Below are 11,843 nucleotides of genomic sequence, written 5' to 3'. Positions count from 1 at the left end.
CCTTAGCTAGTTGACTAAGACCGCTGAGACCTTGCCACGAGAGACCGCTCCGGAAAGATCATCAGAAAGACTGCTGGCGGCAGCGACCACAATAATTCCTTCGCCCGTTGCACTGGCGCCGTTGAGCATGCCAAATTCTGAACTTGTTGCACTTTGCGGAACCCAAAGAACGGGTACAGCTTTGGCTATGGTCCGTGACTGAATTTCCTGGTCAAAGCCATCCCCGGTAGTCAGTACAATGTCCACCATCTGACCGGGATGAAGCAACGAAACTGTCGCCGGATCACTGAGCCGCAAAGGCACAGCCACTGTGCCCTCGATGGACCCAGCAAGAAGCTGAGGCCCAACCAACGCATACTTGCGCACCACCGTTCCGGCATCCAAACCCACCGCAGCTCGCTGGCCAACTAATTGGTCAGCAGACTCGAAGACTTCGCTATCTTGTGGGTCTAATCGTGCTGTTTGCACTGTGAGCTGATTAGCCGAAATTTCACTGCCGGCAGCGATGTCGCTGGACACAACAACAACTTCACGTTGAGAGAGCTGTCCTGAAGAAAAGACATTGAGTGTGCCGGCCAACGCCAAGAGTGCAAACCCGATGGCTAAAGGTTTGCGATAGCGACGCAAAAGCTCGCTACGAGTGCGCACCGGGCGGACTTTTGGTTTAGGTATGACCGGAGGACGTGACGCCATAGCAGTTCTGGAGAAGTAACTCATATCCCAATGCAAGCGTGGAGTCTTTGATACCCAGATGCATTGGAAACGAACTGTGCGTAAATCTGTAATCCAGACCTGTTGCCTTTATGGGATCTGATGCACCTGCGTAGGAGTGAAAACTAGATCAACCGGCTGATCATGCTCAGCTACAGGGAAGGCATCTTCGTCAACAAATTCGCTGTCGTAAACCACAGCAGCCACACGCACCGGCGAATCCTCGATCAACGGCAGGAACCGGTCATAGTAACCACCGCCCTGGCCAAGGCGACGTCCTTGAGCATCAATGGCCAACGCCGGAATGATGATGGTATTGATGTCATCAAAGATGTCATTGGCAAAGCGAGGCCCCACCGGTTCCAGAACCGGCGCCAGAGCGCTAGGTAGGAACTCGATACCAGGGGAGTATGCAGCCCAAGATAACGCAAAGTCCGGTTCACAAATTGGCAGATAAACTTCAATGCCTTCATTGACCAAGGCATCTAATAAGACTGAAGTATCTGGCTCACCGGGGGACGAACAGTAAGCTGCGACCTTTCGAACGATGCCGGTGCTCTGCGTGAGATAGCTGAGGACCGTAGCTGCCAACTGCTTGCCATGATCCTCCTGGGTCGCAGGATCCAAAGCTTGTCGAGCGGCCCGAATTTTGGTGCGGACAGCTTTCTTCTCTACGTCTCGGTTCTTCGAAGCATCGGCAGTCATATTTACAGCTTACGCAAAACGCAATGAATTGGAACCGGCCCGCAACGGTGCACGCCAAGTGAGCATTCGGGTATTACGATGTGCTCATGTTCTTCTCTCCTCGGGCCTCACGTCTGGTTCCTGAATTGACCTCGGACCGACTGCTGTTGCGCCAGTTGACTCTGCGCGACGAGAGTGAGTGGCTTAACTTGCGTTACGCCAACTCGCAATGGCTTAAACCGTGGGACCCCACCAGCCCCTTGGGCGTGCCAGAACCGATGACCTATACGCAGATGATTCGTGCCAAGGATGAAGCTGCCCGGGATGGCAGCGGTTACTCCTGGGCCATTGCTTTGCCGCAGCTTCGTCAATCACGGCCCCCACTAATCGGTCAGGTTTCGCTCTCTTCAGTTCAGTACGGTGCGGCGCGCAGTGGGTCCATCGGCTATTGGATCGATGGCAGTCACGCGGGTTTCGGTTTGATGCCTGAAGCCTGCGCCTTGGTGATTGATCATTGTTTTCAGGATTTGGATCTGCACCGACTCGAAATCAACATTCGCCCGGAGAACGCGGCAAGCCTTCGGGTGGTGGAAAAGCTGGGGTTTAGGGATGAAGGTCTGCGCCGGGCGTACCTGCATATCAATGGTGCGTGGGCGGATCATCGCACCTTTGCGTTGAACCGAGAAGAGCTTTCCACCACGATGCTCGAACGCATCTACGAACGATGAAGCACAATTAGCTTCACTACGCGCAGAGGTCTTCACTGAAGCGAGGATTCGTGGTGAAAACTTATAGACACACCGGCATATGTGCGTGTCACCGTAGGAAAGGTTGCATAGGGTTGAGATGAAAGAGTCATATTCGACTCTATGAGATTTGACCGACTCAATCGGTGATGGAGGACCCACATGGCTGGCACGTCCCAGAGCGCTTCGCAGAAAGATGCTGCGTCCCAACTCAAGATACGTGTGCGCTATGGCCGGTTGTCCGTTGCACTGATCGGTGTCTTGGCAATTTTGGCGACAGTTCTTGGAGCCATCTTGGCTCCGTTCACTGCCCTCTCCTTTGGCACTGTAGGAATTTTCGCGCTGCTCGCAGTTGCTTCCTTCGCCACTTTGCGAATGCTCGCTGTCCGCGACCGCAACCGCAAGCTGCTTGATCATCTTGAGGCAACTCGCCAGAAGGCACTGCAGACTCCGGCCTTTGAAGATGCTGCCAACAAGGTCATCGCACGCAAGCACGATGGTGAAGAAGTCTTTGACGCTCGTCCGGGCTCAGCACGACGTGCTCCGGCCATCACCGCTGATGAACTTCGCGCCGAAGCTTTGCGTGTAGCTCACGGTCACGGTGGAGTGAAGCAGCCAGATACTTGGGTTCCAACCCGCGTGCCAAAGCCAACTTATGTTGAAGCAAGCGAGCGTATCGCTCAGGCTGCGAAGACCGCTAATGAAGCACCTGCGGTTCGTACCCAGAAGGCTCCGCTTCCTGCCGAACAGCCATTGCGACCAAGCAAGCAGATCAGCCTCAAGGCTTCGGAAGATGCCAAGCGTTTGGCTACCGAGGTTTCAGCAGAAGACCGTGCAGCAGTTACTTCGGTAGCTACCAAGCGTGCTGAGACTACTAAGGAAGCTGCACCAAAGGAGCCTGAAGCTCCAGCAGCGGAAACCGTTGCTCCAGTGACCGGCACCTTGCCAGCCTCTGACCTTTCGGTTTCCAGCACCAAGCCTCGTCTGAACTTAGACGCAGTGATGCAGCGCCGCCGCGCATAATACTTTTGAGCAAAAAACAAGCTGTGGTCCTCACCGAATATCGGTGAGGATCACAGCTTTTTTAATACGTTTTTGAGCTGGTCTTAACTAGTGCATCATGTCTTCTGAAGGCAGCGGACCCTGGTTGCCACGGTGATGCGCAAAGACCAAAGTGGTCTCGGTGTGCCCAACGGATTCATCGGTTGCCAAGTTATCTAGCACCCAGTCGCGCAATGCGTCCGTGGAACCTACAGCGATGTGTAGGAGATAGTCGGTGCCACCGGAAACGTGGAACATGGAGAGAACTTCTGGAAGGCGGGGGATCCGCTCCACAAAGGTATCGATTTTCTCGCGGTCATGGGCACGTAGTTTGACCGAGATCAATGCCTGAACGGTTCGGCCTACGGTCCCGAGTGCCACTTCGGCGTGATAACCGGTGAGGATTCCACGTTCCACTAACGAACGGGTGCGCAGAAGCGCAGTCGACGGCGCGATGCCTGCGCGCTGGGCTAACGTGGCGTTGGAGATACGTGCGTTAGCGACCAGTTCGTCGATGATGATTCGATCAATTTCATCTAGATCGACGTTTGAAGAATGCTCTGAGTGCGGGGCCATAAGAATATTTCATCACATCCTCACGGCTTCAGTGGGATATTTGGCAAATAAACTGCCTTATGCCCTGAGCGGTAGGGCAAATAATCGCTGAACAAACCGATATATTGGGGATATGACACGTCGTTCTGAGCACACCGGTGAATCCTTCGATACCAGACTGGCAGCATACTGCTTGGTGGAAAACGAAGGAAAGATACTGCTGACACTCTGGGACATGCGCCACCGAGATCCAAAATTTACACCCCGCTGGTCACTGCCCGGTGGAGGCATTGATCTAGGCGAACCAATTATCGAAGGTGCCAAGCGCGAAGTTTATGAAGAGACCGGCTACGCGGTAGGGGAGCTGGAATTGCTGGATGTGACCACGGGTGTCATTCCAGGGGCAAAGCGTTACTCCGGTGAAGGTTACCCAATGCAAACTGTTGCAGTGGTCTATAAAGCCAAACTCACCGGTGGAGAGCTCCGCCATGAAGTTAACGGTTCCACCAGTCAGGCTGCTTGGTTTACCCGCGAAGAAATTCAGAAGTTGAATTGCATTGAGCGTGTAGAAAGCATCTTGCGACTGACCGCAACTGGTAAGTAACCGCTGATCTAAAAGTCTCTGCCATAGAATCTATAGGGATATGAACTTGCGAAAATCCTCTCGTCTCGGTGTCCTCTGCCTAGCCCTGCTATTGCCACTTGCCGCGTGCACTGCCAATGAGCAGACTTCCACCAACGAGTCCAGCAAGAACGTGACCTTGAAGATTGCTCGCGGTGATCGGCCAGTTGAGCAAGCACTGGCAGAGGTTTACAAAAACGCTCTGGAAGCTAAGGGTTATACCGCTCAGATCAACAAGTCCGGCGATGATCCCTTTAAACAGGTTCAAGACGGCCAAGCTGATGTGGCGATAGACCAAGCCACAACTGCGCTCTTCCTATCTAAAGATTCTGCTGGCGTCACTGGCGACGACGGCGTTCTGTCTGTTGACGATTTGAAGAAGCTGCGCTCAGAAATCAACGATGCTGATCATCAGATCACAGCACTAGATATGAGCCCGGCAGACGCGGGCAAAGAATTAGTCATGAGTGAGGCAGAAGCGGACACCCATGAGGTTGATTCGCTGTCCTCGCTGGCTAAAGCCTGCAGCAAGCTCACCGTGATCACCGATGCATCGGATACGAGCAACCTTGCCGCAGCACTGAAGACCGAGGGGTGCCAGGCGCCTAAGATCTCTGTCGTTGACTCCTCGGACATCGATACTCAGTTGCGCGCCTCGGTGGATCGAGCGGTCGCGGTCAGTGCCGGCAACGCCATCATTTCTGATGAAGGTTTTAAGAGCATTTCAGATAGCGCCAAGTTGTTTAACGCAGAGCCCTACCTGTTGCTTGCTGGCGCCAACGTGGATGACAAAGCGCAAGACGAACTGAACAAGGTAACCGCAGAAGTCTCACAGCAGACCCTGGTGGACCTGAACCGAATGGTCAACGAACCTGGGGCGATGGCGCCCAAGGAAGCGGCGACCCGCTGGGAATGGATTATCGAGTAGCAGGCTCACACTGCTCTTGGTATTCGACCCTTTAGGATTTCGGCCGCTTCCGACGGCGGTCGAGTAACAAGGTGTGTTTCACACACCTGACATGAGAAAGTGTAATCATGGCAGAATTCAAGCAATCGACGAAACTGCACAACGTCCTGTACGACATCCGTGGGCCGCTACTAGAGCATGCCCAGCGAATGGAGTCCGAGGGACACCGCATCCTGAAGCTGAACATCGGCAATCCCGCGCCGTTCGGCTTTGAAGCGCCTGACGCGGTGCTTGTCGACATGATTCGCAACTTGCCAAACGCCCAAGGTTATTCAGACTCTCGTGGCATCCTCTCGGCACGTACTGCCGTTTCGCAGTACTACCAGACCCGCGGCATCCAGACCATTGGTGTGGATGACATCTACCTGGGTAACGGTGTCTCCGAGCTGATCACGCTCTCGCTCAACGCGCTATTAAACAATGGCGACGAGATCCTGATTCCTGCTCCGGACTACCCACTGTGGACCGCTTCGGTTTCCCTGGCTGGTGGCACCCCGGTGCACTACCTGAATACCGAAGAGGAGGGCTGGCTTCCTGACCTAGAGGACATGGAAGCTAAGATCACCGATCGCACCAAGGGCATCGTGATCATCAACCCGAACAACCCCACCGGTGCCGTCTACCCGAAGGAAACCCTAGAGGGAATCTTGGAGCTGGCCCGTAAACACAACTTGATTGTGTTCTCGGACGAGATCTACGAAAAGATCCTTTACGATGACGCCGTGCACATCAACACTGCTGCGCTGGCTGATGACGTGCTGATCTTGACCTTCTCGGGTCTGTCCAAGGCGTACCGTGTGTGCGGTTTCCGCTCTGGCTGGATGGCCATCTCCGGTCCTAAGCATCAGGCCAAGGACTACGTTGAAGGCATTAATCTGCTGACCAACATGCGTCTGTGCGCTAACGTGCCCGGGCAACACGCAATCCAGACTGCACTGGGTGGCTATCAGTCCATTGATGACTTGATCCTGCCCGGAGGGCGTCTGCTGGAACAGCGCGATGCAGCCTACAACCTGCTGACCGCAATTCCGGGTGTGAGTGTTCAAAAGGCCAAGGGTTCGCTGTACATGTTCCCCAAGCTGGATCCAGAAGTGTACCCAATGCATGATGATGAAGTTTTTGCCCTTGAGCTGCTCAAGGCTCAGAAGATTCTGATCACGCAGGGCACCGCCTTCAACTGGGTCCGTCCGGATCACTTCCGTCTGGTGACCCTGCCTAACGTGCGAGACCTGACCGACGCTGTAGGACGTATTGGACAGTTCCTCGAAGACTGGCGCGCGCGAGCCTAGTCTCTGATCGCTAAGCACTGAGCTCTTACACCTTCACCGAACCATCAACCTGGTTCGGTGAAGGTGTTTTTGCGTCGTAACATCTATTTGTCAGCGCTGCTAAATTCATCCCACCGAGAAGCTGAACTGCGCGTTATGCTGGGGTCATGAGCAAATATCCGCAGAATCTGCTAGCTTCATTGCGCGTAGTAGGCCCGGTTGACTTGGCCGAGCGCGCCACCGGAGAACCTAAATGGTGGCCTAAGAAAGCTCCTCAAACTAAGGCGCAAGCAGCCAAGCGATTAGCTGAGATTGCCCTTGAACTCGCTGAACTTCAAGAACGCTTATTTGCTTCCGCATCCCACGGAGTGATCAACGATTCACTGCTTCTGGTGCTTCAAGGAATGGATACCTCCGGCAAGGGTGGAATCGTGCGCCACGTGATGGGTCTGTTTGATCCTCAGGGCGTAGACCACCACGCATTTAAGACGCCAACTGATGAAGAGAAAGAACACGACTTCCTCTGGCGCGTTGAGAAGCAGCTACCCAAGCCGGGACACATCGGCGTTTTTGACCGCTCACACTACGAGGATGTGCTGATCCACAAGGTGCAGAAACTGAGCACCGGACGACAGATTCAGGGCCGCTACCGTCGTATCCCCACCTTTGAACGCAAGCTAGGTGAGCGTGGCATCCACCTATTCAAGGTGATGCTGCATATCAGTGCCGACGAACAGTACGCGCGACTGCGCGAGCGCTTAGACCGTCCAGATAAGCACTGGAAGTACTCGCCAGGCGATGTAGATGATCGTTTGCTTTTTGCTGAGTATCAGCAGGCTTATGAGATCGCCATTGAACGTACCGCCACCGAAGATGCACCGTGGTACGTAATTCCGGCAGATCAGAAGTGGCGGGCTCGGCTCTGTGTAGCTGAGCTACTCTTAGCTTCGCTGCGTGACATTGATCCGCAGTGGCCGGAAGCTGACTTTGATGTCTCGGCCGAAAAGAAGCGTCTGGCTGAGACTAAGTAACGGGTCTTAGTCGTTAGTGTCTTCTACTCGGCTGCGTGCTTGCTCAAGACGTTGCGAGACACCGTTGAGCCAATTTTCGCAGTGTGCTGCGAGGGCTTCGCCGCGCTCCCACAGCGCGAGCGAAGCTTCCAGCGCGACGCCGCCGGTTTCCAATTGGCTGACCACGGTCAGCAGTTCTTCGCGAGCTTGCTCGTAGGAGAGGTTCTTGATGTCCTCAGGGATTGGTGTAGTCATGATGGCTCCAGAATTCTTCGAGTTAGTTCGCGGCATCGCCGGCGGGAATTGATTGTTTGGTCTGCGCGGTGAGCTGCCCTGAGGCCAACCGGATGAAGAGCTCAGAATCAACCGGGGCATCTGCGGCTTCACGCACGATACTGCCGTCAGCAAGTTGCGTGACCGAGTAGCCTCGGTCCAAGGTCTGCTGAGGAGACAGTGCGCGTACCTGAGATTTCAAATGGTTGATCTCATCCCGGGCTCGTTGCACGCGGTAGTGCAGCAGGTCCGTAGAGCGTTGCTTCCAACGCTCTAGATCTTCGGCTCGTGAAGTCACCATTACCTGCGGGTTGGCAAGCACCGGACGCTGACGTACGGAGGCGAGAAGTTGTGCTTCGCGTTCCAGCAAGTTGTTGATTGAGCGCTCAAGACGATTACGCGCCAACTGCAGTCCGGCGAATTCTTCATTAAGATCCGGAACAATACGCTTGGCCGCATCCGTGGGAGTTGAGGCACGCACATCCGCGACATCGTCAAGGATTGGCCGGTCTGCCTCGTGGCCAATGGCCGAGACGACCGGAGTCGCGGCAGCGAATACTGCACGAATCAACTCTTCGTTGGAGAACGGCAGCAGGTCTTCTAAGGCGCCGCCACCGCGGGCAATGACGATGACATCAATCTGCGGATCAGCATCAAGTTCCTTGAGCGCAGCGGTCACTTGGTTGGCAGCGTCCACACCCTGAACTGCCGTATTGATCACCCGGAATTGGGCGGATGGCCAGCGCAGTGTGGCGTTGCGCAGAACGTCCTTTTCAGCATCTGAATCACGTCCCGTGATCAAACCAATACGCCCAGGAAGAACTGGCAGTGGCAGTTTGTGCTCAGGGGCAAAGAGACCTTCAGCGCCCAAAGCTTGGCGCAATCTTTCGAGTCGCACCAATAGTTCGCCCAAGCCCACCGGGCGAAGATCTGTCGCATTCAAAGAAAGGCGACCGGTCTTCGCATAGAAGCTTGGCTTCACCTGCGCCACTACCCGAGAACCTACCTCAGGGGTGGCGTCGAGCTTGCGCATGGTGGAGGACCAAATCGTCACCGAGAACGAGAAATCCGAATCCACGTCACGCAGGGTGAGGTAGGCATGGCCATTGCGCACATTGGCTTCCAACAGTTGTCCCTCCACCCACACCACGGGGGAGTTCTCAATGTGGATTTTCAGCTTCTCTGAGAGCAGGCGCAGCGGCCACGGGTTATCCGCGGTGGTCTGCCCAGCAGTAGCCGGCAGGCTTGCTGGTGATTGGGGCTCCATCCAGGCCGCTCCTTGAAAAATCGATGTATGGCACCAGCTCTCACAATCGCTGTTGCACAAGTGAGACTACCGTATGGCACCGACGGTTCTAGGGATTACTGAGCCTTTCGGTGCTCCAATCTAGATGGAGCATTGGTATCACAATGGGTGAAGTTTAGCTGTGGTTCATCGTGACTAGCAGTCTTGGAATTGCTTTTCGAACAATTGGATTAAGCCTTCGTTTTTGTGTTGCCTCGCGCTTACACCAAGCGCACACTCTTGAGCATTGGAGAATCATTCGCGAAAGGCACAGCGTCATGCATGGGGAATCAAAGAATCATCACTTCCGGCGGAGTATAGGAGCAACGGCATTATCGGCAGGATTGCTGGTCGGCTCGGTTCCACTCTCGGCCTCAGCCCTTGGCGCGGGGTCACTGTCCGTGCCGGCAGTATCAACCGTTGCTGTGGCAACCGAACTGTCCATCGACTGGCCCGCACGGGTACGAACCACCGACAACCTGAACATGCGCACCGGGTCGTCCACTGCCTATTCGGTGCTGAAAACAATCCCTAAAGGCACCTCGGTTGCCGTGGTGGGGCGCGAGTCAAACGGCTGGTACAAAGTCAGCTACGACGGCAAGAGTGGATACGTGAGCAACAGTTATGTTGTCGCCGCTTCGGTACGAACGCTAGACAGCCTCAATATGCGAAGCGGTGCATCCACCAGCTACCGAATTCTGAAAACTATTCCCACCGGGACCACGGTCTCTGCCTACGCCAAAGCCTCCAACGGCTGGTACAAGGTCAGCTACGGCGGATCCACCGGCTGGGTCAGCGGAACCTACGTCACCACCTATCCCAAGCCACCGTCAGCACCAATGAGCAGCGGGCCAAACCGGACCTCACGAGTGGTGCTGACCTTTGATGACTGCCCGAGCACCCTGAGCGCATATAAGGACACCATCAACTATGCCGCCAGCGCCAACATCGGTTTGGTCATCGCACCGATCGGGGACTGCCTAGCTTCCTACAAATCACGCTACGGGGTGGATCTGGCCAGCCTGGCCCGCGCCAAAGGCCAATGGGTGATCAACCATTCGATCAGCCACCCGGATCTGCGCCCACTGAGCTGTCAGAAGGTCGGGGCGCAACTTGGTGGCACCGGTGTCCACACCAACTTCGGGCGCCCACCCTATGGGGCAATCGACGGTTCGGTTCGTTGTGGTTACAACAGCCGCGGCATGGCCCCATGGACCTGGACTCGGGATACCGAAGACTGGAAGGTGAAATCCAAGTCCATCACCATCGCCCGTGCTGCGGCTGCAGCCAAGGGGGATACCGTGCTCATGCACATGCAGTGGTACGGCTTCTCACCCGATTCGCTACGTCAGATCAAAGCCAAACTGGCCAATCGTGGCATCGGTGTCTGCCGGACATACAAGGGCAGTGACGGAACAGGAGCGGTAGTTCGCACCCCGGTGAAGTTCCCAAGTTCGCTGCCTTGTTAGCTGGTTTTCTGATGAGTGGAGGTGGAACTCACAGGGTGCAAAGGGTGGCGCGCATCATATGAGCATGGGCTAACTTGCATCCAGTTCGTAGACTAGAGGTATGGCTACTTCCACTTCCATTCCGGTATCGCTGCCAGTCCCACGGATTCCGCGCGTACGTCGCTCTCCAGCCGAGATTGCAGCTGCCTCTCCACAGGTGAACGAACGCAAGGTTTTGCTCGCAGCACCGCGTGGTTACTGCGCCGGTGTGGACCGTGCCGTGGTGGCCGTTGAAAAGGCTTTGGAGCACTACGGCCCACCGGTCTACGTGCGCAAGCAGATCGTGCACAACCTGCACGTGGTCTCCGAACTGGAGTCCCGCGGAGCGATCTTCGTGGAAGAAAACGAAGAAGTTCCAGAAGGCGCACTGGTGGTTTTCTCCGCCCACGGTGTCTCCCCGGCAGTGGTTCAGTCCGCGGCCGACCGCAACTTGCAGACCATCGATGCCACCTGCCCGCTGGTCACCAAGGTGCACCGCGAAGCCGTGCGCTTTGCCAAAAACGATTACGAGATCCTGCTGATCGGTCACGAAGGCCACGAAGAAGTTGAAGGTACTTACGGTGAAGCACCGGAAGTCACCACCATCGTGAACAACCCCGAAGAAGCTGACACCGTACAGGTCAAGGACCCGGACAAGCTCATCTGGCTCTCGCAGACCACGCTGAGTGTGGATGAAACCATGGAGATCGTGCGCCGACTACGCGTGCGTTTCCCCAACCTGCAAGATCCACCCAGCGATGACATCTGCTACGCCACCACCAACCGTCAGGCTGCGATCAAGAACATCGCCCCACAGTCCGATTTGGTGATCGTTGTCGGCTCCGCGAACTCCTCCAACTCGGTGCGACTGGTTGAGGTGGCACTAGATCACGGCGCCAAGGCTTCCTACCGTGTGGACTTCGCCAATGAAGTAGACGAGTCCTGGTTTGAAGGCGTCTCCACCGTCGGCGTGACCTCCGGCGCCTCGGTGCCTGAGGTGCTGGTGCGCGAAGTGGTGGCCTTGCTGGCCGAGTACGGCTTCAACGACGTCGCCGAGGTAACCACCGCGGAAGAGGACATTATCTTCTCGCTGCCTAAGGAAATTCGCGGCAAGCTCAAGGAAGCCGGAGACGAGGAACGCGCCCTTGGCGGTCGTGGTTCCCGTCCGCAGTCCAACTAAAGAATTCACGCGCC

General features: G+C 55.6%; 13 protein-coding genes. 8 read left to right on the top strand and 5 right to left on the bottom strand.

Annotated elements, in window-relative coordinates; translation table 11 throughout:
• Positions 1-6 precede the first annotated feature (6 nt).
• Together cpaB and AC1Z3F_RS08425 are read right to left on the bottom strand one after the other, a co-directional pair.
• The gene (gene cpaB / locus AC1Z3F_RS08430; RefSeq protein ID WP_483565529.1) at positions 7-648 is read right to left on the bottom strand and encodes a Flp pilus assembly protein CpaB; all 642 of its coding nucleotides are present in this window, start codon (positions 646-648) and stop codon (positions 7-9) included.
• Between the two features lie 153 nt (positions 649-801).
• Positions 802-1,416: a 5-formyltetrahydrofolate cyclo-ligase gene (locus AC1Z3F_RS08425; RefSeq protein ID WP_483565528.1), complete on the bottom strand. Its 615-nt coding sequence runs from the start codon at positions 1,414-1,416 to the stop codon at positions 802-804.
• Positions 1,417-1,502: 86 nt separating this feature from the next.
• Here AC1Z3F_RS08425 and AC1Z3F_RS08420 point away from each other — a divergent pair, with 86 nt between their 5' ends.
• The gene (locus tag AC1Z3F_RS08420; protein ID WP_483565527.1) at positions 1,503-2,123 is read left to right on the top strand and encodes a GNAT family N-acetyltransferase; all 621 of its coding nucleotides are present in this window, start codon (positions 1,503-1,505) and stop codon (positions 2,121-2,123) included.
• Positions 2,124-2,303: 180 nt separating this feature from the next.
• Positions 2,304-3,164, top strand: coding sequence for a hypothetical protein (locus tag AC1Z3F_RS08415; protein WP_483565526.1), 861 nt, complete (start codon positions 2,304-2,306; stop codon positions 3,162-3,164).
• 87 nt (positions 3,165-3,251) lie between these two features.
• Here AC1Z3F_RS08415 and AC1Z3F_RS08410 read toward each other — a convergent pair whose 3' ends face one another.
• The gene (locus AC1Z3F_RS08410; protein WP_262199664.1) at positions 3,252-3,758 is read right to left on the bottom strand and encodes an Lrp/AsnC family transcriptional regulator; all 507 of its coding nucleotides are present in this window, start codon (positions 3,756-3,758) and stop codon (positions 3,252-3,254) included.
• A gap of 112 nt (positions 3,759-3,870) precedes the next feature.
• Between AC1Z3F_RS08410 and AC1Z3F_RS08405 the strand changes: the two genes are divergently transcribed.
• From AC1Z3F_RS08405 to AC1Z3F_RS08390, 4 genes are all read left to right on the top strand, one after another.
• Positions 3,871-4,341, top strand: a complete 471-nt coding sequence (locus tag AC1Z3F_RS08405) for an NUDIX hydrolase (protein ID WP_131088699.1) — start codon at positions 3,871-3,873, stop codon at positions 4,339-4,341.
• A gap of 40 nt (positions 4,342-4,381) precedes the next feature.
• A complete protein-coding gene (locus AC1Z3F_RS08400; protein WP_131088698.1) occupies positions 4,382-5,287 on the top strand; it encodes a glycine betaine ABC transporter substrate-binding protein in 906 nt (301 codons plus the stop codon).
• 107 nt (positions 5,288-5,394) lie between these two features.
• Complete coding sequence (locus tag AC1Z3F_RS08395; RefSeq protein WP_131088697.1) at positions 5,395-6,615, top strand: pyridoxal phosphate-dependent aminotransferase; 1,221 nt, start codon at positions 5,395-5,397, stop codon at positions 6,613-6,615.
• Positions 6,616-6,761: 146 nt separating this feature from the next.
• A complete protein-coding gene (locus tag AC1Z3F_RS08390; protein WP_131088696.1) occupies positions 6,762-7,625 on the top strand; it encodes a PPK2 family polyphosphate kinase in 864 nt (287 codons plus the stop codon).
• Positions 7,626-7,631: 6 nt separating this feature from the next.
• Here the strand turns inward: AC1Z3F_RS08390 and AC1Z3F_RS08385 are convergent, their stop codons facing one another.
• Positions 7,632-7,859 carry an exodeoxyribonuclease VII small subunit gene (locus AC1Z3F_RS08385; protein WP_131088695.1) on the bottom strand — a complete coding sequence of 76 codons (228 nt, stop codon included), beginning with the start codon at positions 7,857-7,859 and terminating at the stop codon, positions 7,632-7,634.
• A gap of 22 nt (positions 7,860-7,881) precedes the next feature.
• Positions 7,882-9,144, bottom strand: coding sequence for an exodeoxyribonuclease VII large subunit (gene xseA, locus AC1Z3F_RS08380; RefSeq protein ID WP_131088694.1), 1,263 nt, complete (start codon positions 9,142-9,144; stop codon positions 7,882-7,884).
• Between the two features lie 296 nt (positions 9,145-9,440).
• Here xseA and AC1Z3F_RS08375 point away from each other — a divergent pair, with 296 nt between their 5' ends.
• Together AC1Z3F_RS08375 and AC1Z3F_RS08370 are read left to right on the top strand one after the other, a co-directional pair.
• Positions 9,441-10,631 carry an SH3 domain-containing protein gene (locus AC1Z3F_RS08375; protein WP_131088693.1) on the top strand — a complete coding sequence of 397 codons (1,191 nt, stop codon included), beginning with the start codon at positions 9,441-9,443 and terminating at the stop codon, positions 10,629-10,631.
• A gap of 100 nt (positions 10,632-10,731) precedes the next feature.
• Complete coding sequence (locus tag AC1Z3F_RS08370) at positions 10,732-11,829, top strand: 4-hydroxy-3-methylbut-2-enyl diphosphate reductase (RefSeq protein ID WP_131088692.1); 1,098 nt, start codon at positions 10,732-10,734, stop codon at positions 11,827-11,829.
• Positions 11,830-11,843: the final 14 nt, after the last annotated feature.

The sequence above is a fragment of the Glutamicibacter sp. MOO4 genome (assembly GCF_056934395.1).
Note: the sequence above shows the minus strand (reverse complement) of the source record. Positions and strands in the feature narration are given on the sequence as shown.